The organism is Tomitella cavernea, from assembly GCF_016599145.1.
GTDB lineage: Bacteria > Actinomycetota > Actinomycetes > Mycobacteriales > Mycobacteriaceae > Tomitella > Tomitella cavernae.
Window position 1 is genome coordinate 13,713 of the sequence record NZ_JAENKO010000019.1, and the last position, 24,253, is coordinate 37,965.

21 protein-coding genes are annotated in these 24,253 nt (G+C 71.5%); 8 read left to right on the top strand and 13 right to left on the bottom strand.

Translation table 11 applies throughout. From position 1 onward, the window contains the following. The 5 genes from ybeY to hrcA all read right to left on the bottom strand — a co-directional run bounded on the left by ybeY (window position 1) and on the right by hrcA (window position 4,935). Complete coding sequence (gene ybeY, locus JJ683_RS08365; RefSeq protein ID WP_200173044.1) at window positions 1–621, bottom strand: rRNA maturation RNase YbeY; 621 nt, start codon at window positions 619–621, stop codon at window positions 1–3. Window positions 622–702: 81 nt separating this feature from the next. Then, on the bottom strand, window positions 703–1,728 hold the full coding sequence (locus tag JJ683_RS08370; RefSeq protein ID WP_200173128.1) for a PhoH family protein: 1,026 nt from the start codon (window positions 1,726–1,728) through the stop codon (window positions 703–705). Between the two features lie 156 nt (window positions 1,729–1,884). Then, window positions 1,885–2,658 carry a 16S rRNA (uracil(1498)-N(3))-methyltransferase gene (locus tag JJ683_RS08375; RefSeq protein ID WP_200173046.1) on the bottom strand — a complete coding sequence of 258 codons (774 nt, stop codon included), beginning with the start codon at window positions 2,656–2,658 and terminating at the stop codon, window positions 1,885–1,887. 4 nt (window positions 2,659–2,662) lie between these two features. Beyond that, window positions 2,663–3,814, bottom strand: a complete 1,152-nt coding sequence (gene dnaJ, locus JJ683_RS08380) for a molecular chaperone DnaJ (RefSeq protein ID WP_200173048.1) — start codon at window positions 3,812–3,814, stop codon at window positions 2,663–2,665. A 77-nt stretch (window positions 3,815–3,891) separates the two neighbouring features. Beyond that, window positions 3,892–4,935 (bottom strand): heat-inducible transcriptional repressor HrcA, encoded by a 1,044-nt coding sequence (gene hrcA, locus JJ683_RS08385; RefSeq protein WP_200173050.1) that lies wholly within the window; start codon window positions 4,933–4,935, stop codon window positions 3,892–3,894. A gap of 342 nt (window positions 4,936–5,277) precedes the next feature. Here hrcA and JJ683_RS08390 point away from each other — a divergent pair, with 342 nt between their 5' ends. Further along, on the top strand, window positions 5,278–5,637 hold the full coding sequence (locus tag JJ683_RS08390) for a type II toxin-antitoxin system VapB family antitoxin (RefSeq protein ID WP_200173052.1): 360 nt from the start codon (window positions 5,278–5,280) through the stop codon (window positions 5,635–5,637). Window positions 5,638–5,677: 40 nt separating this feature from the next. Here the strand turns inward: JJ683_RS08390 and hemW are convergent, their stop codons facing one another. Further along, window positions 5,678–6,901, bottom strand: a complete 1,224-nt coding sequence (gene hemW, locus JJ683_RS08395; RefSeq protein WP_200173130.1) for a radical SAM family heme chaperone HemW — start codon at window positions 6,899–6,901, stop codon at window positions 5,678–5,680. A gap of 627 nt (window positions 6,902–7,528) precedes the next feature. Here hemW and JJ683_RS08400 point away from each other — a divergent pair. The 5 genes from JJ683_RS08400 to JJ683_RS08420 are packed head-to-tail and all read left to right on the top strand — an operon-like array spanning window position 7,529 to window position 13,097. Next, complete coding sequence (locus JJ683_RS08400; protein WP_200173054.1) at window positions 7,529–9,265, top strand: nitrite/sulfite reductase; 1,737 nt, start codon at window positions 7,529–7,531, stop codon at window positions 9,263–9,265. After that, on the top strand, window positions 9,262–9,996 hold the full coding sequence (locus tag JJ683_RS08405; RefSeq protein ID WP_200173056.1) for a phosphoadenylyl-sulfate reductase: 735 nt from the start codon (window positions 9,262–9,264) through the stop codon (window positions 9,994–9,996). Before JJ683_RS08400 ends, JJ683_RS08405 begins: the two co-directional genes overlap by 4 nt. Next, a complete protein-coding gene (gene cysD, locus JJ683_RS08410; protein WP_200173059.1) occupies window positions 9,975–10,967 on the top strand; it encodes a sulfate adenylyltransferase subunit CysD in 993 nt (330 codons plus the stop codon). The genes JJ683_RS08405 and cysD overlap by 22 nt, the downstream gene beginning before the upstream one ends. Before the next feature lie 19 nt (window positions 10,968–10,986). Continuing rightward, entirely contained in the window at window positions 10,987–12,300 is a 1,314-nt protein-coding gene (locus JJ683_RS08415) for a sulfate adenylyltransferase subunit 1 (RefSeq protein WP_200173067.1), read from the top strand. Next, complete coding sequence (locus JJ683_RS08420) at window positions 12,297–13,097, top strand: sirohydrochlorin chelatase (protein WP_200173069.1); 801 nt, start codon at window positions 12,297–12,299, stop codon at window positions 13,095–13,097. The genes JJ683_RS08415 and JJ683_RS08420 overlap by 4 nt, the downstream gene beginning before the upstream one ends. A gap of 7 nt (window positions 13,098–13,104) precedes the next feature. Here JJ683_RS08420 and JJ683_RS08425 read toward each other — a convergent pair whose 3' ends face one another. From JJ683_RS08425 to JJ683_RS19730, 4 genes are all read right to left on the bottom strand, one after another. Then, entirely contained in the window at window positions 13,105–14,100 is a 996-nt protein-coding gene (locus tag JJ683_RS08425) for a diaminopimelate dehydrogenase (RefSeq protein WP_200173072.1), read from the bottom strand. Window positions 14,101–14,224: 124 nt separating this feature from the next. Then, window positions 14,225–15,889, bottom strand: a complete 1,665-nt coding sequence (locus tag JJ683_RS08430) for a dihydrolipoyl dehydrogenase family protein (protein ID WP_200173074.1) — start codon at window positions 15,887–15,889, stop codon at window positions 14,225–14,227. 77 nt (window positions 15,890–15,966) lie between these two features. Continuing rightward, on the bottom strand, window positions 15,967–17,019 hold the full coding sequence (locus tag JJ683_RS08435) for an extracellular solute-binding protein (RefSeq protein ID WP_200173076.1): 1,053 nt from the start codon (window positions 17,017–17,019) through the stop codon (window positions 15,967–15,969). Window positions 17,020–17,112: 93 nt separating this feature from the next. Then, entirely contained in the window at window positions 17,113–17,400 is a 288-nt protein-coding gene (locus JJ683_RS19730) for a hypothetical protein (RefSeq protein WP_200173079.1), read from the bottom strand. A 126-nt stretch (window positions 17,401–17,526) separates the two neighbouring features. Between JJ683_RS19730 and JJ683_RS08445 the strand changes: the two genes are divergently transcribed. Continuing rightward, window positions 17,527–19,599 carry a glycoside hydrolase family 15 protein gene (locus JJ683_RS08445; RefSeq protein ID WP_200173081.1) on the top strand — a complete coding sequence of 691 codons (2,073 nt, stop codon included), beginning with the start codon at window positions 17,527–17,529 and terminating at the stop codon, window positions 19,597–19,599. A 9-nt stretch (window positions 19,600–19,608) separates the two neighbouring features. Here the strand turns inward: JJ683_RS08445 and JJ683_RS08450 are convergent, their stop codons facing one another. Both JJ683_RS08450 and lepA read right to left on the bottom strand, forming a co-directional pair. Beyond that, complete coding sequence (locus JJ683_RS08450; protein WP_200173082.1) at window positions 19,609–20,544, bottom strand: NAD(P)H-dependent flavin oxidoreductase; 936 nt, start codon at window positions 20,542–20,544, stop codon at window positions 19,609–19,611. Window positions 20,545–20,568: 24 nt separating this feature from the next. Next, window positions 20,569–22,383 (bottom strand): translation elongation factor 4, encoded by a 1,815-nt coding sequence (gene lepA / locus JJ683_RS08455; protein WP_200173132.1) that lies wholly within the window; start codon window positions 22,381–22,383, stop codon window positions 20,569–20,571. A 482-nt stretch (window positions 22,384–22,865) separates the two neighbouring features. Between lepA and rpsT the strand changes: the two genes are divergently transcribed. Beyond that, window positions 22,866–23,132 carry a 30S ribosomal protein S20 gene (rpsT, locus tag JJ683_RS08460; RefSeq protein ID WP_200173083.1) on the top strand — a complete coding sequence of 89 codons (267 nt, stop codon included), beginning with the start codon at window positions 22,866–22,868 and terminating at the stop codon, window positions 23,130–23,132. 113 nt (window positions 23,133–23,245) lie between these two features. Here rpsT and holA read toward each other — a convergent pair whose 3' ends face one another. After that, entirely contained in the window at window positions 23,246–24,190 is a 945-nt protein-coding gene (holA, locus tag JJ683_RS08465; RefSeq protein WP_200173134.1) for a DNA polymerase III subunit delta, read from the bottom strand. Window positions 24,191–24,253: the final 63 nt, after the last annotated feature.

Sequence of the window (24,253 nt, forward strand, 5' to 3'; positions counted from 1 at the left end):
TCAGGCCCGGCCCCGCGCCCCGGCGCCGCCGGCCGGACCCCTGTCTTCCGGACCCTTGCCGTCGGGCCCCGTGCCGCCGTCGGTCCCGTCGGCGGCCAGGAATCCCATGCGGCCCAACAGCCTGCTGTCCCGTTCTGCCAGGGCGACGCGGCGGGCGGAGTCCTCCTGCTCGCGGTACCAGCCCGCCAGCAGCTCAGCCTGCAGCGCGAACATCTCGCGCTCCTCCTCCGGCTCCGCGTGGTCGTAGCCCAGCAGATGCAGGACGCCGTGCACGGTGAGCAGCGCCAGCTCGTGCTCCACCGGGTGACCGGCCTCGCGCGCCTGGCCGTCGGCGAACTCCGGGCACAGGACGATGTCGCCCAGCACCGCGGGGCCGGGCTCGGTGGCGTCGGGCCGCCCGCCCGGCGTCATCTCGTCCATGGGGAACGACATGACATCGGTGGGCCCGGGAAGGTCCATCCACCGCACGTGCAGGTCCGCCATCGTGGCGATGTCCACCATCGTCATCGACAGCTCCGCCGCGGGATGCACGTCCATGCGCGCCAGCGCATGGCCGGCCACGTCGATCAGCCCGGCCTCGTCGACCTCCCAGCCGGACTCGTTGGCCACCTCGATACTCACCGTCGGCTACTCACTTCTGACGTCCACCTGTTCTTCCGACGTCCACCGGTCACTGTCCGTTCTCCGCCGTCCACGCGGGCCTCACCGCCGCGGCGAGGCGTGGCGCCCCTGGCCCGCCCGCCGCTGCGCCCCGTTACCGGCGAAATCGGCGGCGTGGGCGACGCCGCCCTCCGCCGCGTCGTTCTCGAAGCGTTCGTAGGCGTCGACGATGTCCGACACCAGCCGGTGACGCACCACGTCCTGGCTGGTCAGCTGAGTGAAGTGGATGTCGTCGATGTCGCCGAGGATCTGCTCGGCGGCCCGCAGGCCCGAGCGCGCGCCGCCGGGGAGGTCCACCTGCGTCACGTCGCCGGTCACCACCACCTTGGAGCCGAAGCCCAGGCGGGTCAGGAACATCTTCATCTGTTCGGCGGTGGTGTTCTGCGCCTCGTCGAGGATGATGAAGGCGTCGTTGAGCGTGCGGCCGCGCATGTAGGCCAGCGGGGCCACCTCGATGATCCCGGCCTCCATGAGCTTGGGGATCGCCTCCGGCGCCATCATGTCGTGCAGCGCGTCGTACAGCGGCCGCAGATACGGGTCGATCTTCTCATTGAGCGTGCCCGGCAGGAATCCGAGCCGCTCGCCGGCCTCCACGGCCGGCCGCGTCAGGATTATGCGGTTGACCTGCTTGGACTGCAGCGCACTGACGGCCTTCGCCATGGCCAGATACGTCTTTCCTGTGCCTGCGGGGCCGATGCCGAAGACGATGGTGTTCGCGTCGATCGCGTCGACGTAGCGCTTCTGCCCCAGCGTCTTGGGGCGGATGGTCTTGCCGCGCCGCGACAGGATGTCGAGGCTGAGGACCTCCGCCGGCGACTCCGGCGCGCCCTCGGTGAGCATGCCGACGGTCCGCCGCACGGTCTCAGGGGTGATCTGCTGGCCTGAACGGCCGATGCGCACCAGCTCGGAGACGGCGCGCTGCGCCAGGGCCACCGCCTGATCCGTGCCGGTCAAGGTGACATCCGTGCCACGCACGTGGACATCCGCCTCAAGCCCCTCCTCGAGGACCCGCAGATTGCGGTCCGCCGTGCCCAGCAGCGGGCGGACGGCATCCGGATGCAACGTCATCGTGGTCTGCACCGGCTCCGACGCGGCCGGCTGCTCTGGCACGGTATTGATCTTGTCGGTCACGGAGTTGATGCGTCCTGCTTTCGATCGGAAGGGTGCCGGCACCGGAAGAGTCTCGTGCTGTCAACGGTCCCGGCGCGTCGCCAGTCTACCGCCTCACCCGCTGTGATCGAGCGGAGAGCCGTCCCACCGGCGGCTCAGCACGCCGATCGCGCCGAGCGCCACGGCCGCGGCGGCGGACGTGCGCAACACCTCCGGCCCCAGGCGCACCGGTCGCGCGCCCGCCTCGGTGAGAGCGGCGATCTCCGCGCCGTCCACCCCGCCCTCGGGGCCGACGATCAGCATCACGTCGTCAGCGGCCGCGATCGCCTCCCGCGGCAGCGTGCCGGTGGCCGACTCGTGCAGCACCAGCACCAGCCCGCCCGCCGCGGCGGCGGCCCGCACCCGGCGCACCAGTGCGGGGGTGTCGTGCAGGGACTCGACCCGGGGCACGCTCGGCCGCCGGGCCTGCTTGGCCGCGGCCCGGGCCGTCGTCGCCCACTTGGCCAGCGCCTTCCGTGCCTTGTCCTCCGATTTCCACCGGGCCACGCACCGCGCGGCAGCCCACGGCACGATCACGTCGGCGCCCGCCTCGGTGGCCAGGTCTACGGCGAGCTCGGCCCGCTCGGACTTGGGCAGTGCCTGCACCACCGCCACGCGCGGGCGCGGCGGATCGACCATGCGCACGCGTTCGCAGCGCACGTCGAGCGAGTCGCGGGCGGCGCCCACCACGACGCACTGCGCGACCGTGCCGCGGGTGTCCGACAGCAGCAGCCTGTCCCCCGGCCCGAACCGCCGCACCGTGGCCGCATGCCGGCCTTCAGGGCCGTCGAGGGTCAGCAGCCCGCCCTCGGCGGGCACCACGTCAACGTAGAAGACCGCGCCCGCCACCGGATCAGCGGCCTGAGAAAACGTCGCGGAGCCGGGAGAACAGGCCCGCGCCGTTCTGGCTGCGGGAGCTGACGACCTCCGGACCGTCCGCACCCGCCGCCTCGCGGAACGCCGCGAGGGCCTCCGCCTGCTTGCCGTCCAGGTGCGAGGGGACGACGACCTCCAGGTGCACCACCAGGTCGCCGCGCTGGCTCGAGCGCAGCCGCGGCATGCCCAGTCCCTGCATGCGCACGGTCTGCCCCGGCTGCGTTCCGGCCGCGATGTCCACCTCCACGGGGCCGTCGATCAGAGTCTCCAACTGCATCGTGGTGCCCAACGCCGCATCGACCATGGGCACGCGCACCGTGCAGTGCAGGTGCTCGTCCTCGCGCACGAAGATGTCGTGCGGCTTCTCGTCGACCTCCACGTACAGATCGCCCGCCGGGCCGCCCCCGGGACCCACCTCGCCCTGCGCCGCGAGGCGGATGCGCATGCCGTCGCCCACCCCCGCCGGAACCTTGATGGTGATCTCGCGCCGCGTGCGGACGCGCCCGTCGCCGCTGCACTTGCGGCACGGGTCGGCGATGATCTCGCCGACGCCGCGGCAGCTGGGGCACGTGCGCATCGTCACCATCTGGCCCAGGAACGAGCGCTGCACGGACTGCACCTGCCCAGCGCCGCCGCAGGTGCCGCAGCGGGTGGGCTTGCTCTCGCCGTTCGTGCCGTTGCCGCTGCACACGTCGCACAGCACCGCGGTGTCCACGGTGATCTCGCGGGTGAGCCCGGTGGCGCACTCCTCCAAGGTCAGCGACATGTTGAGCAGCGCGTCCGAACCCGGCTGGACGCGGCTGCGGGGACCCCGCGCGCCGCCCCCCGCGGCCCCGCCGAAGAACGCCTCGAAGACGTCGCCGAGCCCCCCGCCGCCGAAGCCCCCGCCGCCGAAGCCCCCCGCGCCCGCGGACTCCATCGGATCGCCGCCCATGTCGACGATGCGCCGCTTCTCCGGGTCGGTGAGGACCTCGTAGGCCGCGGTCACCTCACGGAACCGCGCCTGCGCGGCCTCGTCCGGGTTGACATCCGGGTGCAGTTCGCGTGCGAGCTTGCGGTAGGCCCGCTTGAGCTCTTGGTCGCTCGCGTTCTTGTCCACGCCCAGAATCGCGTAGTAGTCCCGTGCCACGTCCAGTCCAGTCCTCACCTGATCGAAACCCATGTCATGCGCCGGCCCGCATCGGCCGGCACGCCGCGGGCCGGCCGTCACCGTCCGGCGATGGCCTCGCCCACGTACCTGGCGACCGCGGCCACCGCTGCCATTGTCCCCGGATAGTCCATGCGGGTCGGACCCAGGACCCCCATTCCGCCGAATGTCGTGCCGGCGGCGCCGTACCCGGTGGTCACGACGGAGGTGCCGCGGATCTCTTCGGCATTGGTCTCGTCACCGATCCGCACCAGCACCCGGCCGTTGTCGTGCGCCGATTCCAACAACCGCAGCATGACCACTTGTTCCTCCAGCGCCTCGAGCACCGACCGCAGCGAGCCCGGGAACCCGGCCCCGGGAGCGAAATCCTGCACGTTGCGGGTGAGGTTGGCAGTGCCGCCGAGCAGCAGACGCTCCTGCGGATCGTCGACGAGCGTCTCGATGAGGGTCGTCGCCACCCGCACGACGGCATTGCGCAGGTGCGGCGCAGCGGTGTCCGGCAACTCGGCGACAGCCGTGGACGCGTCGGTGAGCTTCTTGTCCGCCAGCGCTCCCACGAACATGTCGCGCAGCGTCACCAGGTCGTCGTCGGTGATGACGTCGCCGAGTTCGACGATGCGCTGGTCCACCCGCCCCGAGTCGGTGATGAGCACCAGCAGCAGCCGCGCGGGAGTCAACTGCACCACCTCGAGGTGCCGCACCGACGAGGCGTTGAGCGTGGGGTACTGGACGACGGCCACCTGATGCGTCAGCTGCGCCAACAACCGCACGGCGCGCCGCAGGACGTCATCCAGGTCCACCGCACCATCGAGGAACTGCGCGATCCCGCGGCGTTCGGCCTGCGACAGCGGCTTGATCGACGAGAGCCTGTCCACGAACTGCCGGTAGCCCTTGTCCGTGGGCACCCGCCCAGAGCTCGTGTGCGGCTGGGTGATGTACCCCTCGGCCTCCAGCACCGCCATGTCGTTGCGCACCGTCGCACTGGATACGCCGAGGTTGTGACGGTCCACCAGGGCCTTCGAACCCACCGGCTCCTGGGTGGCCACGAAGTCCGCGACGATCGCCCGCAGGACCTCGAACCGTCGATCCTCGGTGCTGGACACCGGACTTCCACCTCCTGGCTGCGACGGGGCACAATGTTCCGTGCGAAGTTCCCGAGCGCACGCCCGGCCGTCAGGCGCGGGACCGTGCGTCGTACGGCGAGTCTAGTCGGACATCCCGGGCCGCCTGCCGGGGCGGACGGCCCCCTGCCGCCGGCCGCGCCTCCACCCCCGTACGCAGGCCCTGTGCATCGAGACCTGTTCGTGACTATCCTGCGACAAGGCTGTTGCATACTCGGCGCGGCGCCCTGCGCTCCGGCCGGACGGGGAGGACGGGACAACCGATACGGGCAGACGCGGCACAAGCTGCCGCGGGCTGCCGAGGCGACCAGCGAGGACGGCGCGATGATCTTCAAGGGAGTCCGGGAAGGCAAGCCCTACCCCGAGCACGGCATGTCCACACGCGACTGGTCGAAGATCCCGCCGCGCCAAGTGCGGCTGGACGAGCTGGTCACCGTCACCACGGTCCTGGCCCTGGACAGGCTCCTGTCCGAGGACTCCACCTTTTACGGCGACCTGTTTCCCCACGTGGTCCAGTGGCAGGGGACGCTGTACCTGGAGGACGGCCTGCACCGCGCGGTCCGCTCCGCACTGCGCGGCCGCCCCGTGCTGCATGCGCGGCTGTTCGACTACGACCAGCTTGCGCCCGTGTCCGCCCACCACGGCGGTGCGCCCCGGCCCGCACTCGAGGGCCTGGCCGAGTAGCCGGCCCCACCACCCGTCGCCCCGGCGGAAGGCCTGCCGCTCACTCCAGAATGTCGCGCACCACCGTGTCGGCGAGGAGCCGCCCGCGGTCGGTGAGCACCAGCCGGCCGCCGGCGAGGACGGCCAGCCCGTCCTCCGCCGCCCGCGCCGCGGCCGTCCGCTCGGGCCCGGTCAGCTCCGCCAGCGGCAGGCCCGAGGCCAGACGGATGGTCAATAGCACTCGCTCCACGTGACGGTCGTGCGCATCGAGGGCCTCGGTGCCCGCCACCGGCAGCACCCCCTCCGCGAGCGCCGCCGAATACGTGGCGGGATGTTTGACGTTCCACCAGCGCACCCCGCCGATGTGGCTGTGCGCTCCGGGGCCGGCGCCCCACCAGTCGCCGCCGTCCCAATAACCGATGTTGTGCCGGCACTCCCCGCCCGGGAGCGCCCAGTTCGACACCTCATACCATCCCATGCCGGCGGCGTGCAGCCGCCGGTCCACCGTCTCGTAGCGCGCCGCCAGCACGTCGTCGTCAGGCTCGGGCAGCTCGCCGCGCCGCACCTTGCGCGCCATCGCCGTGCCCTCCTCGACGATCAGCGAATAGGCCGACACGTGGTCCACGCCCGCGTCCAGCACAGCGTCGAGGGAGGCCGCCACGTCCTCGTCGCGCTCGCCCGGGGTGCCGTAGATCAGGTCCAGGTTCACGTGCTCGAAGCCCGCGGCGAACGCCTCGCGGGCGGCATCGACGGGGCGCCCCGGGGTGTGCACCCTGTCGAGTGTGGCCAGAACATGCGGGGCCGCCGACTGCATGCCCATCGAGATGCGCGTGTAGCCGCCCGCGCGCAGCAGCTCGAAGAACCGTGGGGAGGTGGACTCCGGATTCGACTCCGTGGTCACCTCCGCACCCGGGGCCAGGCCGAAGGTGTCGCGCACCACGTCGAGCACCTCGACCAGGCGGTCCGCCCCCAGCAGCGACGGGGTACCGCCGCCGACGAACACCGTCTGCGCGGCGGGCGCATCGACTCCGCGCCGCGCCAGCAGGTCTACCGCGGCGTGCATCTCCCTGCGGTACGCCTCCGCCCAGGACTCCGGCGACGCGGACGTGCCCAGCTCACCCGGGGTGTAGGTGTTGAAATCACAGTACCCGCACCGCGTCGCGCAGAACGGCACATGGATGTAGACACCGAACGGGCGCCCCGCTCCCCAGCCGGTGCGCGGCGCTGCCGGATCCGGCAGCGCGGAGTCCGGCAGTTCCAGCGGCACCGTCCGCGCGCGTCTCATGCTCGTGTCCACCCGCGCATCCGCTCCTTCATCCGCCGGCATGCATCCGCCTGCACGCCCGTTCTCCAGTGTCCCGGTGCTGGGCCGACGCTGCACATCCGGGCGCCCGGCGCAGCTGCACGCCGAGGGGATAGGTGCGTGAGCTGCGGCCCCGCGTGCACGACCACGGCCCGCACCGTGTCGCACATCACGTGATCCTGATCATGTGTGACTGGCCTCTCGCGGCCGGGGACATTCGTAGATCGGCGGAATACATGGCAGACTGTCCCCCGTGATCGGAAACGGAGTGTTGCTGGCGGCCCGTCGCCACGTCGACCTCAAGCGCACCTGCAGCGGCATGTGTATGCCCTGCGGCATGTGTTGCATGCACATGCCCTCGATGCACTGATCCGTTCTTTCTTCTCTTCTGAACGATTCATTTTCTGCATCTGTGCGCAATCCACGGTCACGTGCTCTGCAGCGCCGTCCCGTGAGTGATGCCGTACGCCGCCGGTCACACCGGGGCTCCGCCCCGCCGGTCGCACCCCCATCGCCACGGGCGCCGCGCATCGCCGCCGGCCGGGCGCCCCTCCGCGGCCGCCGCTCCCCAGGATTCCGCACCGGTGCAGTGGACCCGGGAGCCCCACCATGTCACCGAAACCCCCTGCCGCCGGCACCACCGCGGTGTCCGACACCTCCGGCTCCGCAGCGCCCCAGGCCAAGCGCCCGCGCCCCAAGAAGACCCGCTCGGAAGGCCAGTGGGCCAAGGGATACCGCGAGCCGCTCAACCCGGTGGAACGGTTCAAGCGCGACGATGCGCCGCTGAACGTCCGCGACCGCATCACCGACCTGTACGCGGAACTCGGCCACAGCAGCATCGACGCGAACGACCTGCGCGGGCGTTTCCGCTGGATGGGCCTCTACACCCAACGCACCGCGGGCTACGACGGCACCTTCACCGGCGACGACAACGCGGACCTGCTCGAGTCGAAGTACTTCATGATGCGGGTGCGCGCCGACGGCCAGAAGCTCGACCTGGACCGGATGCGCACGATCGCCGGCATCTCGAAGGATTTCGCGCGCGACACGCTCGACATCACGAACCGGCAGAACTTCCAGTACCACTGGATCGAGGTCGAGAGCGTCCCGGAAATCTGGCGGCGCCTCGGTGAGGTCGGCATGCAGACCACCTCGGCGTGCGGCGATTGCCCCCGCGGCATGCTCGGCTCGCCGCTGGCGGGCCTGGCCGTCGACGAGGTGCTCGACGCCAGCCCGGCGCTGGATGAGATCGTGCGCCGCTACATCGGCGACCCCGAGTTCGCGAACCTGCCGCGCAAGTACAAGACCGCGGTCTCGGGCCTGCAGGACCTGCCGCACGAGATCAACGACATCGCGTTCGTCGGCGTGCACCACCCCGAACACGGGCCGGGCCTGGACCTGTGGGTGGGTGGCGGACTGTCGACGGTGCCGCACTTCGCGCAGCGCCTGGGCGCGTGGGTTCCGCTCGACGAGGTGCCCGACGTGTGGGAGGCGGTCACGAAGCTGTTCCGCGACTACGGCTACCGACGCCTGCGCAGCAAGAACCGGCTGAAGTTCCTGGTCAAGGACTGGGGCCCCGAGAAGGTCCGCGAGGTGCTCGAGACGGAGTACCTGCACCGCGAGCTCATCGACGGCCCCGCGCCCGCGCCGCTGACGAAGGTCCGCGACCACGTGGGCGTGCAGAAGCTCAAGAACGGCCTCAACGCGGTGGGCGGCGCGCCCGTGTCCGGCCGCATCTCCGGCACGCAGCTGGCCGAGCTCGCCGACGCCGTCGAACTCGCCGGCGGCACCGAGGTGCGCACCACGCCGTACCAGAAGCTGGTGGCGTTGAACATCCCCGACGACAAGGTCGACCAGCTCGTCGCGGACCTGGAGCGCATCGGCCTGCCCACGGACCCCACGCCGTGGCGCCGCAGCATCATGACCTGCACCGGCCTGGAGTACTGCAAGCTGGCGTTCGTCGAGACCCGTCGCCGCGCCATCTCGCTGCTGCCGGAGCTCGAGGAGCGCATGGCCGACCTCAACTCCCAGCTCGACGTCCCGGTGACGGTGCACCTCAACGGCTGCCCCAATTCGTGCGCGCGCATCCAGACCGCGGACATCGGATTCAAAGGCCAGCTCATCGAGCAGCCCGACGGCACCAAGGCCGAGGGATTCCAGGTGCACCTGGGCGGAAGCCTGGGCGAGGACCTCGGCTTCGGCCGCAAGGTGCGTCAGCACAAGGTGCTCTCGAGCGAGCTAGGCGACTACATCGAACGCGTCGTGCGCAACTTCATCGCGCAACGCGCCGAGGGCGAACGCTTCGCGCAGTGGGTTGCGCGGGCCGATGAGGAGGATCTGCGATGACCGCACCAGCGCGGGAGGGCCTGCGGAAGACCGAGAAGCTGCGGGAGATCGCCCGGCGTGGCGCGGAGCTGCTCGACGGGGGCGGTCTCGACGAGGCCGACCCGGCGGCGCTGCTCGCCTGGACCGTGGAGCAGTTCGGCGACGGGTTCATCGTCGCCTCCAACATGCAGGACGCCGTCCTCGTGGACCTGGCGGCACGCGCCAAGCCGGGTGTGGACGTGCTCTTCCTCGAGACCGGCTACCACTTCGCCGAGACGCTGGGCACGCGCGACGCCGTCGTCTCCACCTACGACGTGAACCTGGTCGAGGCCAAGGCGGAGGCGTCGGTGGCCGAGCAGGACGCCACCGAGGGTGCGGACCTGTTCGCCCGCGATCCCGTCCGCTGCTGCCACCTGCGCAAGGTGGTGCCGCTCAAGGGGACGCTGTCCGGCTACGACGCCTGGGTCACCGGCATCCGGCGCGTCGAATCGCCGACTCGGGCACAGGCCCCCGCGATCTCGTTCGACGAGGGTTTCGGGCTGGTGAAGATCAACCCGATCGTCGCGTGGGACGACGACAGGTTCCAGCAGTACATCGACGACCGCGGGGTGCTGGTCAATCCGCTCGTGTTCGACGGGTACCCGTCGATCGGGTGCGCGCCGTGCACCGCGAAGCCACTCCCCGGATCCGACCCGCGCAGCGGGCGGTGGGCCGGTTCGACCAAGACAGAATGCGGGTTGCACTCATCATGACCATCGATCTGACAGACCAGTTCACCACCGAGACCGCCTCGGACATCGACGCACTGTTCGCCGGGCGGACGGCACCCGAGGACTTCGACACGCTCACCGCGCTGGAGTCCGAGGCGATCCACATCTTCCGCGAGGTGGCCGGCGAGTTCGAGCGCCCCGTCATCATGTTCTCCGGCGGCAAGGACTCCACGGTGCTGCTGCACCTGGCCATCAAGGCCTTCTGGCCGGCGCCGATGCCGTTCCCGGTGCTGCACGTGGACACCGGGCACAACCTGCCGGAGGTGCTCGAGTTCCGGGATCGCCTCGTGGAGAAGCACGGCCTGCGCCTGGTCGTCGCCAGCGTGGAGGATTACCTGGCCGACGGCCGGCTGCAGGAACGGCCGGACGGAATCCGCAATCCGCTGCAGATCCGGCCGCTGCTGGATGCGATCGCGGACAACCGGTTCGACGCCGTGTTCGGCGGCGCCCGGCGCGACGAGGAGCGCGCCCGCGCCAAAGAGCGGATCTTCAGCCTGCGCGACGCCTTCGGCCAGTGGGACCCCAAGCGCCAGCGCCCGGAGCTATGGAACCTCTACAACGGCCGGCACGCCCCCGGTGAGCACGTGCGCGTATTCCCGCTGAGCAACTTCACCGAGCTGGACATCTGGCGCTACATCGCGCGCGAGGACATCGCGCTGGCGTCGCTGTATTACGCGCACGAGCGCGAGGTGTTCCACCGGGACGGCATGTGGATGACGCCCGGCCCGTGGGGCGGCCCCGACGAGGGCAGCCCGTTGCAGACCAAGTCGGTGCGCTACCGCACCGTGGGCGACGGGTCCACCACCGGCGCCGTGCTCTCCGATGCAGCGGACAACCGGGCCATCCTCGACGAGCTCACCGTCAGCCGCCTCACCGAACGCGGCGCCACGCGCGGCGACGACCGGGTCTCCGAGGCCGCGATGGAAGACCGCAAACGCCAAGGCTACTTCTGAACCGATGGGGACACCTCTGATGAGTACTGACAAGACCGCGCAGCCGGACCTGCTGCGCCTGGCCACCGCGGGCAGCGTGGACGACGGCAAGTCCACTCTGGTCGGGCGGCTGCTGTATGACACGAAATCGGTGCTGGCCGACCAGATCGACGCGGTCACCCGCGCCTCGGTGGACCGCGGCCTGGCCACCCCCGACCTCTCGCTGCTCGTGGACGGGCTGCGCGCCGAACGTGAGCAGGGCATCACGATCGACGTCGCCTACCGCTACTTCGCGACGCCCGGCCGCACCTTCGTGCTGGCGGACACCCCGGGGCACGTGCAGTACACGCGCAACACCGTCTCCGGCGCCTCCACCGCGCAGCTGGTGGTTCTTCTGGTGGACGCGCGCAACGGGGTGGTCGCACAGACGCGCCGCCACGCCGCGGTGCTCGCGCTGCTCGGCGTGCCGCGGCTCGTCCTGGCGGTGAACAAGATCGACCTCGTCGACGGTGCGTCGGCCGTGTACCGGGACATTGCGGCGGAGTTCGCCGAGCTCACCGCGAGCCTCGGTTGGGATCCGTCCACGGTGCAGTCCATCCCGGTGTCCGCTCTGCACGGCGACAACGTGGCAGTCCGCTCGCAGAACACCCCGTACTACACCGGCCCGACGCTCATCGAGCACCTCGAGTCGGTGCCGGTGGACGCCGAGCCGGATACCGTGGGCCTGCGCTTCCCCGTGCAGTACGTCATCCGTCCGCGCACCCCCGAGCACCCCGACTACCGCGGGTACGCCGGTCAGGTGGCGGTGGGGACAGCGCGGGTGGGAGACCCGGTGGTGGCGTTGCCTTCCGGCGTACGCAGCACCATCGGGCGCATCGACACCGCGGATGGCCCGCTCGACTCGGCACAGCCGGGTCGCAGCGTCACGATCGTGCTCGCCGACGACATCGACGTCTCGAGGGGTGACGTCATCTCGTCCGTCGGCGATGCACCCACTCCGGTGCGGGAGTTCACCGCCACCGTCTGCTGGCTGGCCGAACGCCCGCTGCAGGCCGGCGCGCGCCTGCTCGTCAAGCACGGCACGCAGACGGTCCAGGCCATCGTCGACTCCGTGGAATCGCGGTTCGACGAGCAGGCGCTGTCCGTGGCTCCCGCACCGGAGGAGTTGGGGCTCAACGACATCGGACTGGTGCACCTGCGCACCGCGGGCGAACTGCCGGTGGACGACTACCGGGCGAGCCGGCGCAGCGGATCGTTCCTCATCATCGACCCCTCCAGCGGCAACACGCTCTCCGCCGGGCTCGTGGGCAATGCGCTCGAGGCGGTCCGCACGGTCGCAGCCCAGCCGGCATGAACGGCGCCGGACCTGCCGGCGGACCGGCGCCGAACGGACCGCCGCTGATCGCCGTGGCGCACGGCAGCCGGGATCCGCGGTCCGCGCAGACGATCCACGCGATCGTCGACGCACTCCGTGCCACCGTCCCGGGGATCGAAGTGCACGTGGCGTTCCTGGACCTGTCCGTGCCCTCGCTCGGCGACGTGGTGGAGACGGTGGCACGCGCCGGCCACGGCCGCGCCGTGGTGGTTCCGCTGCTCCTGGGCAGCGCCTACCACTCACGGGTGGATCTGCCCGCTCTGGTGGCCGCGGCGTCCGCCCTACGGCCGGGACTGGATTTGATCCAGGCTCCCGTGCTCGGCGACGACGAACGCCTCGTCGCGGCGGCGCGCGACCGCATCGTCGGTGCAGGGGCGGCGGTCGACGATCCATCGGTGGGCGTGGCACTGTCCGCCGTCGGCTCGTCGTCGGAGGAGGCCAACGCCGTGATCCGCGCCCTGGCCGCCCGGGTGTGCGCGGGCACCGCATGGCACGGCGCCCGGGCATGCTTCGCGGCCGCGACGGACCCGACGGTGGAGGCAACCATCGCGGACCTGCGCGCGCGGGGCGCGCGGCGGATCGTGGTGGGCTCGTGGTTCCTTGCGCCGGGCCTGCTCACCGGCCGGGTCCGGCGCCGGGCACTCACGGCCGACCCTGCGGCGCTGATCGCCGACCCTATCGGGCCGCATGCGCTCGTGCCGCAGGTGATCGTGGACCGGTACCGGTGGGCGGCTGCGACGGCGGCCGGCCGTACGCCGCGCACCGCCGCCGCCTGACCGGCCCCTACAGGTCCTCGGCCCGCAGCTGCTCGGGGGTCTTCGGCGAGAGCAGCCCGGGCGCCACGTCGTACAGCGTCTTGGCGCCGACGTCGCCGCGCGCGTTCATCCGGTGGGCCGCGCGCGCGTAGGCGACGAGCACGCTGGACGTGAAGCCCGGGTTGCTGCCCAGCTTGAGGCTGAACTCGTAGACCTGCCCGGAGGAGTCGTCCGCAGGGCCGGTTTCGCCGCTGCGGATCACGAAGCCGCCGTGCGGGATCCCGGCGTGATCGCGCGCAAGCTCGTCCGCCGTGATGAAGTGCACCGTGGTGTCGTAGGGCTCGAAGTAGTGCGGCATGGTCACGATCGCCTCGCGGACCGTCTCCGCGTCGGCGCCGTCCTCGAGCACCACGAAGCACTCGCGCACGTGCTTGTCCCGCGTGGACAGCTCCGGCCGGTCGCCGCGCCGCACCGCCTCGACGGCCTGTTCCGACGGGATCGTGTACTGCACGCCCGCCGCCACACCCGGAACCTTCCGCACGGCGTCCGAATGCCCCTGGCTGACCCCGCGGCCCCAGAAGGTGTAGGTCTCCCCGGACGGCAGGATCGACTCGCCCAGAACACGGTTGAGCGAGAACAGCCCCGGGTCCCAACCGGTGGAGATCACCGCCGTCGTCCCGGCCGCCCGCGCGGGGCCGTCCACCGAGGCGAAGTACTCGGGGATGCGCGCGTGCGTGTCGAAGCTGTCGACGGTGGTGAAGCGCGCCGCCAGCTCAGGCCCCTGCTGCGGCAGGTCCTCCTTGGAACCGCCGCACAGGATGAGCACGTCCACCGCACCCTCGAACCGCGCGAGCGCGTCCCACCCGTACACGCGGGTCCCGTCCGACTGCGGCGTCACCGCGGCAGGATCGCGTCGGGTGAACACTCCTACCAACTCCATGTCGGGTGTGCGCGCCACGGCGGCCTCCACCCCGCGCCCCAGGTTCCCGTACCCCGCGATGCCGATCCGGATCTTCTCGCCCACTGCCCCGTTCTCCTCCTGACGTGCGTCGCGGTGCGCGCCCCGCCGGCGGCGCACCACGCTGCGCCGGGGTCCCGGCACATCGACGATCGAGGCTACCTTCCGGAGCCGCGGCCGGTGCGACCCGTCATCGTGTCCCCTTTCTCGCACCGTCGGTCACCGTGCCGTCGGTCATCGCGCCGTCGGTCATCGCGCCGTCGGTCATCGCGCCGTCGGTCATCGCGCCGTCGGCGCGCAGCGCCTCGAGCAGCCGCAGCCAGGCCTCGGAAACGGTGGGGAACGCGGGCACCGCGTGCCAGAGCCGCTCCAGCGGCACCTCCGCCGCCACAGCGATCGTCGCGGCGTGCAGAAGCTCGGCCACCTCCGGTCCCACGAACGTCGCACCGACCAGGACGCCACGCGTCCGATCCACCACCAGCTGCGCGCGCCCGGTGTAGCCGTCCCGCTGCAGTGCCGCCCCCGCCACGGTGCCCAGGTCCACCGCCACGCTGTGCGCATCGATCCCGGCCTCGCGGGCACGGGCCTCCGTGAGGCCGGTCCACGCCGCCTGCGGGTCGGTGAACACCACCTGCGGCACCGCGGCGTGCCCCGTACCGGCCTGGAAGCGGGGCGCCTGCGTCGGCCGCCCCGCGGCCCGTGCCGCGATGACGTCCCCGCACACCCGCGCCTGGTATTTGCCCATGTGGGTGAGCGGCGCGCGGCCCGTCACGTCGCCCACCGCATAGAGCCCCGGCACCCCGGGCACCGCCATGTGCGCATCCGTAGGGGGCGCCCGGTGCGGGTCGAGCCCCACGGCGTCCAGCCCCAGCCCGTCCACCGCCGGCCGCCGGCCCGCGGCAACCACCAGCTCGTCGACGGGCACCGTCCCCGCCGAGCCGCCGTCGCCGCCGTGCCCGGACGGCTCGATGCGCAGCGTCACCGGCACGCCGCCGGGCACGCCCGGCGCGTGTGCGGCAACCGCGCCGCGTTCCACCTCGTATACCTGTGTGCCGAACAGGATGCGTACCGGCCGGCGCCCCGGCCCGCCCTGCCGCAATGCGTCGGCCACCAACGCTCCCGCGAACGGTTCCGCGCCGCCGAGTAAGGCACGGCCCCGCACGATGAGCGTCACCTGTGCCCCGAGCGCGCTGAGCCACGTCGCCGCCTCGCACGCCACCACCCCGCCGCCGATGATCGCCACCGACCCCGGCACCGCCCTCATCGCCGTAACGTCCCGCGAGGTCCACGGCCGTGCCTCGGCGAGCCCCGGGGTCGGGGGGAGCGTGGCCGCCGAGCCTGTCGCCAGCACCACCGCCTGCCGCGCCTTGAACGTCGTCACGCCGCCGTCCGCTCCGCCGGCCGGCGACACTGCGACCGTGCGCTCTCCGGTCAACCGCCCGCTCCCGCGGACCACGTCGATCCCGGCGCCGCGCGCCCACCGCACCTGGCCGGAGTCGTCCGGCACGAGCGCCCCGGCGCCGCGTCCGATGAAGGCGTCGCGGTGCGCCAGGACCGCCCCCGCTTCCAGCGGCCGATCCCCGACTAGCCCAGCCGTGCCGGGCGACGCGGACGCCGCGCTGCGGACGGCGGCCGGGTGCAGCAGCGCCTTGCTGGGGATGCACGCCCAGTACGAGCACTCACCGCCGACCAGCTCCGGTTCGACGATGATCGCGGTCCGGTCGCTGCCGGCGATCGCGTAGGCGGCGGCGTTCTCACCGGCCGGCCCGCCGCCGAGGACGACCACGTCGTACTCACGGAGGTCGGGTCCGCCGACCGCATGGTCACCGGCGGCGCGCCGAGGTTCGGACGTCATGCATTCAGCGTAGGTGCTGCACGTCACATCGGACACCGTTCCGGCCCCGTGGCCGCACGGGTCGCCCCTGCCGCCCGCTACTCGCCGGCCTCGTCGAAGATCCTCGTGATCGCCCCGTCGTCGCCGTCGAAAAGCTCCTCTTCCACCGTCTCCCAGCCGCCCAGGTCCTCGATGGTGTGCAATCCCACCGACCGCGGAAACTCCCCGACGAACTCCGCCGCGACGCCCGGGTCGACGGGCCGGAACCCGCTGCGCGCCCAGAGCCGTTGCCCCTCGGTGGAGTACAGGTAGTTCATGAACGTCCGCGCGGCGCCGGAATGCCCGCTCCGCGCGGAGACGGCGAACGGGTATGCGACCCGCATGGTGGCGTCCGGGACCGTGTAGTGCACCGGGGCGCCCTCCCCCGCAAGACGCTTCGCCTCGCTCTCCACGGTGATGAGCACGTCGCCGGTGCCGTCGAGGAACGCGTCGGATGCAGCGCCGGCCGAGGCGGGGCTGTCCGCCACGTGCCCCGCGACGAGTGCGCGCACGAAGCCCAGACCGGCCTCCGGGTCGCCGTCGGCCGCGCCGGCGGCCGCGTAGGACGCCAGCAGACTCCACATGCCCGCGCCGGAGGTACGCGGATCGGGGACGACCGCGTCGACGCCCGGTCGCAGCAGGTCGTCCCAGCCGTCGATGCCCAGAGAATCACCGTCGCGCACCACGAGGACCACCACGGAGCCGGCCGGCACACCGTGCGTGGCGTCCGCATCCCACGTCGGATCCACGACGCCCGCGCGGACCACCCGTTCCATCCCGGGACGCGCCGCGAAGGCGACCGCGTCGGCCGGGAGCCCGGCGGCCACCTTCCTGGACTGGTCGCCGGACGCGCCGTACGCCGCGGTCACCGCCAGGTCCGCGCCCGCCTCGCTGCCACCGAAGCCCTCGATGACCGCGTCGAAACCCGGTTCCGTCAGCGACGCGGCGACCAGCACCAGTTCCGTCGGCACGCCCGGGTCCCGGGAGCCCGACGCGCCGTCTCCGTCCCCTGCACCGCAAGCGCCCGTCGACGCCGTCGCCGCCACGAGCGCCATCGACGCGACGACCCGACGACCGACGCCGATCACAGTCCCGTACCGATGCAGCGACACGCGGCCACCGCATTCACAGCAGACTGACCAGCCAGGCCACGACAACCAGGACCAACAGCAGCAAAAGCACCAATGTCACGCGTGACCTGGGCATCAGTCCTCACTCTCGGTGGTGTGCGGGTGCCGTCCGGCGACCGCGTCCGTACCGTCGTCGTCATCCTGATCCTGGCTGTGTGGACAGTCATCCCCTCCGCCGCGGCCCTCGTGCGGGTCGCCGCGGCCGACGAGGGCGAAGCACTTGGTCACGACGACGTCGAGGGCCCTGGCCACCAGCGCGGCCAACGGGACGAGCACGATCATCACCACGAGCACCTGCAGGGCGAACGGCAGTCCCGTCACCCACAGTTCCACGCCGTCCCACCAGCGCACGATCGCCTCCACGTGACCAGCGTAGACATTCTCATCGCACAGCCGGTCACCGGTCGAGCGCCGGATGGCGGCCGTCTCATCGCCGCTGTTCACCGCAATCCGTGGACGAGGTGGACGCCGCGCGACAGTATGGGACGCATGGCACATCAGGAGAACACCCCGCGCACAAAGGCCCGCACGGGAGCACCTGCCGTCGACAGGAACGGCGCCCCCGACGCCCGCGAACCCGCCGAGCCGGTCGCGGTGCCGCCCGCGGACACGGCCGCCTTCCCGCCGATCGCCGACTACGCCTTCCTATCGGACTGCGAGGCGAACTGCCTGGTCGCCCCCAGTGGCTCCGTCGAATGGATGTGCCTGCCGCGGCCGGATTCCCCCAGCGTCTTCGGCTCGCTCCTCGACCGCAGCGCGGGACACTTCCGCATCAGCCCCTACGGCGTCACCGTGCCGGCGGCGCGCCGCTACCTGCCCGGCAGCATGATCCTCGAGACCACCTGGCAGACGGGCACAGGCTGGGTGATCGTGCGCGACGCGCTGGTGATGGGTCCCTGGCACAACCGCACCCGGCGCTCGCGGACCTACCGCCGCACCCCGGACGACTGGGACGCCGAGCACGTACTGTTGCGCACGATCCGCTGCGTCAGCGGAACCGTGGAGATGGAGCTGACCTGCGAGCCGGCGTTCGACTACCACCGCAGCTCCGCCCGGTGGACCTACGTCGGAGACGACTACCACCAGGCGGCCGCCCAAGCGATGCCCGCCCCCCACGACCGCCCGCGTCCGTCGGACCTGCGCACCGACGCCGACCGCGGCGGGCCACAGCACGACTCCCCCACGCTGACCCTCACCACCGACATGCGGCTGGGTCTGGAGGGACGGGACGCGCGCGCCCGCACGCGCTTGGTCGAGGGCGACCAGCTCTATGCGGCGCTGTCCTGGTCCGCGCTCCCGCCTCCCCACACCTACGACGAGGCGGCCGACGCGATGTGGCGGACCGCCGAGTATTGGCGGCAATGGATCAACATCGGCTCGTTCCCGGACCACCCGTGGCGGGAGTATCTCCAGCGCAGCGCGCTGACACTCAAGGGCCTCACCTACGCCCCCACAGGTGCCCTGATGGCCGCGTCCACGACCTCCCTGCCGGAGACGCCGGGCGGGTCGCGCAACTGGGACTACCGCTACACCTGGGTGCGTGACTCCACATTCGCGCTGTGGTCGCTCTACACTCTTGGCCTCAACCGCGAGGCCGACGACTACTTCGCCTACATCGCCGAGGTCAGCGGCTCCGACGACGGCTCGGAGCGACCGCTGCAGGTGATGTACGGGATCGGTGGCGAGCGCACTCTCACCGAGGGGACCCTCGACCATCTCGGCGGCTACGAGGGCGCGCGGCCGGTGCGGATCGGCAACGGTGCCTACGACCAGGCCCAGCACGACATGTGGGGTGCGCTGCTGGATTCGATCTACCTGCACCTGCGCTCGCGCGACCAGATCCCCGAGTTCCTCTGGCCGCTCATCGTCGAACAGGTGGGCAAGGCCATCGACAACTGGCGCAAGCCCGACCGCGGCATCTGGGAGGTGCGCGGCGAGCCCAAGCACTTCACCGCTTCGAAGGTCATGTGCTGGGTGGCGCTGGACCGCGGCGCACGGCTGGCCCGCATGCACGGCGAGTCGGAGTACGGAGCGAAGTGGTCGAAGATCGCCGACGAGATCCGCGGCGACATCCTCGAACACGGGCTCGACGAGCGCGGCGTGTTCACCCAGTACTACGGCGGCACCAGCCTCGACGCGTCGCTGCTGCTGGTGGTGCTGCGCAGGTTCCTGCCGCCGGACGATCCCCGCGCCCGCGCCACCGTCCTCGCCATCGCCGACGAGCTCACCGTCAACGGCCTGGTGCTGCGTTACCGCACCGAATCGACCGACGACGGGCTCGACGGCGAGGAGGGCACCTTCACCATCTGCTCGTTCTGGCTGGTGGCGGCACTCGTCGAGATCGGGGAGGTCGCCCGCGCACGGCGCCTGTGCGAGCGGCTGCTGTCCTTCGCGAGCCCGCTGATGCTCTACTCGGAGGAACTCGATCCGCACACCGGCCGGCACCTGGGCAACTTCCCGCAGGCGTTCACCCACCTGTCGCTGATCAACGCGATCGTGCACCTGATCCGCGCCGAGCGCCGGGTGGCCACCGGGCGGTTCCGGCCGGCGCACCGCGGGTGACCGGCGCGCTCACCCCAGCCGCGCCAGCAGCTCTTCCGCGTCGGCGGCGATGCGCCGGACCACGTCGTAGGCCGGCTCGGCCGCCGCCACCAGGCCCGCGGCCTGGCCCGCGTTGACCACGCCGAGATCGGGGTCGTCTTTGTCGTAGGACGCGGCGAGTTCCGCGTCGGCGACGCCCGTCCGGCCCGCCCACCGCCGGGTGAAGTCGTTGATGATCACCCGCGCACCCCACCGCTGCGGCCACGGCTGGCTGCGGGCGCGGTCGAACACGTCGGTGTAGACGGTGTCGGTGCCGCCCGCCGACACCACGCGCCGGCGGGAATACTCGGGGCCGTCGGCCTCCGGGCTCGCCAGCAGCGCGGTGCCCACCAGCGCGCCGGCGGCACCCGCCGCCAGCACCGCCGCCAGCCCCCTGCCCGAGCCGATGCCGCCGGCGACCACCACAGGCAGGTCCGTCGCTTCGAGCACCATCTGCATCAACGGCAGGGTGGCCACCTGGCCGGTGTGGCCGCCGGCTTCACCGCCCTGCGCCACGACGAAGTCGACGCCCGCCGACTCGACCACCCGCAGGTCCTCCAGCGAATTGATCTGAGAGCACACCAGCGCGCCCGCGTCGTGCGCCCGCCGCACGTACGGCTCCGGGTCGCCGAAGGAGAGCGAGACCAGGTCCGGCTGCTGCTCCAGGGCGGCGGTCAGCAGCGTGTCGTCCGCGTCCAGCGACCACGTCATGAGCCCGATCCCGAGACGCCCGCCGCCGTGTTCACGTGCCGCGGCCGCCTCCTCGGCGATCCACGCGGGCGTGGTGTAGCGCGCGGCGCCGAGCATGCCGATGCCGCCGGCACGACTCACCGCGCCGGCGAGCCTGCCGCCCGCACGGCCCCCCATCGGCGCCCCCACGAGGGGCACGCTCAGCCCCAGCCGCTCGGTCAGCCACGTCGAGATCACTGGATTCTCCTCACCGGGTAGGCGTCACTTCTTGGGCTTGTCCCCGGCCTCGCTCGACAGCGCCGCCACGAAGGCGTCCTGCGGGATCTCCACGCGCCCGATCGTCTTCATCCGCTTCTTGCCCTCCTTCTGCTTCTCGAGCAGCTTGCGCTTGCGGGAGATGTCGCCGCCATAGCACTTGGCCAGGACGTCCTTCCGGATGGCGCGGATGTTCTCGCGGGCGATGATCCGGGAGCCGATCGCCGCCTGGATGGGCACCTCGAACTGCTGGCGGGGAATCAGCTCCTTGAGCCGGAGTGCCATCTTGTTGCCATAGGAGTACGCGGCGTCCTTGTGGACGATGGCGCTGAACGCGTCCACGGCCTCGCCCTGCAGCAGGATGTCCACCTTCACCAGGTCGGACAGCTGCTCCCCGGCCTCCTCGTAGTCGAGGCTGGCGTAGCCCCGGGTGCGCGATTTGAGCGAGTCGAAGAAGTCGAAGATGATCTCCGCGAGCGGCAGTGTGTAGCGCAGCTCCACGCGCTCCTCGGATAGGTAGTCCATCCCGCCCAGCTCCCCGCGCCGGCTTTGGCAGAGCTCCATGATGGAGCCGATGAACTCGCTCGGCGCGATGATCGTCACCTTGACGATGGGCTCGTAGACGGCGCGGAGCTTGCCCTCCGGCCAGAACGACGGGTTGGTCACCTCCAGCTCCGTGCCGTCCTCCTGCTCGACCCGGTAGATCACGTTGGGCGCGGTGGAGATCAGGTTGAGGTTGAACTCGCGCTCGAGCCGCTCGCGGGTGATCTCCATGTGCAGCAGGCCCAGGAATCCGCAGCGGAAGCCGAAGCCCAGCGCCACCGACGTCTCCGGCTCGTAACTGAGCGCGGCGTCGTTGAGACGCAGCTTGTCCAGCGCGTCGCGCAGCACCGGATAGTCGGATCCGTCCACCGGGTACAGGCCCGAATAGACCATCGGCTGCGGTTCGCGGTAGCCGGTGAGCGGCTCGGCGGCACCACCGCGCGCGGTGGTGACCGTGTCGCCCACCTTCGACTGGCGCACGTCCTTGACACCGGTGATCAGGTAGCCGACCTCGCCGACACCGAGACCCTTGGTGGCCTTGGCCTCCGGCGAGACGATGCCCACCTCCAGCAGGTCGTGAGTGGTGCCGTTGGCCATCATCTCGATCTTCGCCCGCGGTTCGATGCGGCCGTCCACCACGCGTACGTAGGTGACCACGCCGCGGTAGGCGTCGTAGACCGAGTCGAAGATCAATGCGCGGGCGGGCCCGTCCGGATCGCCCTCCGGAGCCGGAACGCGTTCGCAGACGCGGTCGATGAGCTCGGCCACGCCCTCGCCGGTCTTGCCGGAGACTCGCAGCACGTCGGCCGGGTCGCAGCCGATGATCCTACCGATCTCGTCGGCGTACCGGTCCGGATCCGCCGCGGGGAGGTCGATCTTGTTGAGCACCGGAATGATTTCGAGGTCCTTGTCCATGGCCAGGTAGAGGTTGGCCAGGGTCTGCGCCTCGATGCCCTGCGCGGCGTCCACGAGCAGCACCGCACCCTCGCATGCCTCCAGCGCGCGGGAGACCTCGTAGGTGAAGTCGACGTGGCCAGGGGTGTCGATCAGGTGCAGCACGCGACGGCCGCCCTCGAACTCGCCGCCGGTCACCGTCCAGGGCAGCCGCACGTTCTGCGCCTTGATCGTGATGCCGCGCTCGCGCTCGATGTCCATCTTGTCCAGGTACTGCGCGCGCATCAGGCGCTCCTCGACCACCCCGGTGAGCTGCAGCATCCGGTCCGCCAGCGTCGACTTGCCGTGGTCGATGTGCGCGATGATGCAGAAGTTCCGGATCATCGACGGATCCGTGAACGTCGTCTCGGCAAAGTTGCTGGTCAAGCGCTGTTCCTTCGTCTCGTTCGTCCCCGGGGCGGTCGATGGCGGCCGACGAGCGGGACTCCGCCATCGCCGGACCCCGCATCGACTACCCGGGACCGGTCATGCTCGCCTCCAGTGTGACACTTGCGAGGTTCACCGGGCCTACCGGTCGACGATGCCGGTATCGTCACGCTGCGCCATCGTCACGCTGCGCCGGTACCGCCGCGCCGCACGGCGCCGCGCACGTCAGCCGGGCCGGGGTCGCCACCGCCCGGCGTTTGGGCCCGCAGCACGCCGCTGGTACTCTCGACCACTGGCGTAGGCGCGTACCCACTGCAGGGTGCGCTTCTGCCGTCGACAGACGTCCCGGCCGGCGTCCTCCCCGGAGGATCCGGCCAGCAAGCAACCCAGGTCGGCCCCGCCGGTCGGCCGCAGCACAGCCAAGACAGAGGTAATCACGCGTGGCCAACATCAAGTCCCAGAAGAAGCGGATCCTGACGAACGAGCGCGACCGTCTCCGCAACCAGTCGGTGAAGGCATCGCTGCGCACCGCCATCCGCAAGTTCCGCGGAGCGGTGGACGCGGGCGACCAGAACGCCGCCCAGTCGCTGCTCGTCAGCACCAGCCGTGACCTGGACAAGGCGGCCGCCAAGGGCGTCATCCACCGCAACCAGGCCGCCAACAAGAAGTCGGCGATGGCGAAGGCCACCCAGCAGCTCGGAGCCTGATCGCCCGCTGTCGACGGACAGGCGACCCGCAGCATCTTCCACGAGGGCCAGCCCGCACCGCGGGCTGGCCCTCGTCGGGTCCGGGTCCGGCACAGGACGGCCGGGCCGCGCGTTCACCCGCCGCGCAACTCGCAGACGCGCAGGACGGCCCGCTCCAGCGCGTAATCCGGCTCCGGCGAACCGCCCTTGACGTCGCCGTTGAGGGTGGCGACCACCTGCAGCGCGCGCCCGATCGTCTCCGGGCGCCACCCGCGCAGCTGGGCCTGCGCCTTCTTGATCTTCCACGGCGGCATCCCCAGCGACCCGGCCATGGAGTACGGGTCGCCCCGGCCCGCCGCACCCACCCGGGCGATGGTGTGCACCGCGTCCGCCAGTGCGTCCGCCAGCGGCACGTGCGCGGTCCCCCGCTGCAGGGCCCACCGCAACGCCTCGAGGGCCGCCGCCCGGTCCCCCGCGACGGCCTTGTCCGCCACGTCGAACCCACTCACCTCGGCCCGGCCCTCGTAGTACTTGCGCACGGCGGCCGCATCCACCTTGCCGCCGGTGTCCGCCACCAGCTGCGAGCACGCCGACGCCAACTCGCGCAGGTCGGACCCCACCGCTGCGAGCACCGCCTCGACCACGTCCGGCGCGGCGCGAACGCCGGCCGAACGGAACTCGCCGCGGACGAAGTCGCCACGTTGCTGCGACTTGAGTTTGGCGCAGTCGTGCACCTGCGCGCCGGCCTTCTTGAGCGCGGGCACCATCGACTTGGCGCGGCCCCCGCCCGAGTGCACGACGACCAGGTACACCCCGTCGGGCAGGTCCGTCGCCGTGTCCGCGACCAGCTTGGCCGGTTCCTTGCCCGCCTCCCCCGCCGCGTCGAGGACGATGATGCGGTCCTCCCCGAACAGCGACGGGCTGAGCATCTCGGCCAGCTCATTGACCGCCACCTCGCCCGCACGCAGCCGGGTGGCCTGCAGGTTTCGCCCTTCCCCCGATGCCGCGCGCACCGCGGCCAGAACGCCCCCCACGGCCCGTTCGATCAGCAGTTCCTCGTCGCCCAACACCAGGTGCAAGGTGGCGGGAGCCGCGCCGCCCGCAGAACCGCCGGAGGCGGAGCGGGAATCCGGCGCAGTAGT

Bases quoted from the DNA above. Each gene is read 5' to 3' on its own strand.
- JJ683_RS08370 (WP_200173128.1), bottom strand. From the start codon at position 1,728: ATGACGTTGCATCCGGATGCCGTCCGCCCGCTGCTGGGCACGGCGGAC.
- JJ683_RS08390 (WP_200173052.1), top strand. From the start codon at position 5,278: ATGATCTTCAAGGGAGTCCGGGAAGGCAAGCCCTACCCCGAGCACGGC.
- hemW (WP_200173130.1), bottom strand. From the start codon at position 6,901: ATGAGACGCGCGCGGACGGTGCCGCTGGAACTGCCGGACTCCGCGCTG.
- JJ683_RS08400 (WP_200173054.1), top strand. From the start codon at position 7,529: ATGTCACCGAAACCCCCTGCCGCCGGCACCACCGCGGTGTCCGACACC.
- JJ683_RS08405 (WP_200173056.1), top strand. From the start codon at position 9,262: ATGACCGCACCAGCGCGGGAGGGCCTGCGGAAGACCGAGAAGCTGCGG.
- cysD (WP_200173059.1), top strand. From the start codon at position 9,975: ATGCGGGTTGCACTCATCATGACCATCGATCTGACAGACCAGTTCACC.
- JJ683_RS08415 (WP_200173067.1), top strand. From the start codon at position 10,987: ATGAGTACTGACAAGACCGCGCAGCCGGACCTGCTGCGCCTGGCCACC.
- JJ683_RS08420 (WP_200173069.1), top strand. From the start codon at position 12,297: ATGAACGGCGCCGGACCTGCCGGCGGACCGGCGCCGAACGGACCGCCG.
- JJ683_RS08430 (WP_200173074.1), bottom strand. From the start codon at position 15,889: ATGACGTCCGAACCTCGGCGCGCCGCCGGTGACCATGCGGTCGGCGGA.
- JJ683_RS08445 (WP_200173081.1), top strand. From the start codon at position 17,527: ATGGCACATCAGGAGAACACCCCGCGCACAAAGGCCCGCACGGGAGCA.
- lepA (WP_200173132.1), bottom strand. From the start codon at position 22,383: ATGATCCGGAACTTCTGCATCATCGCGCACATCGACCACGGCAAGTCG.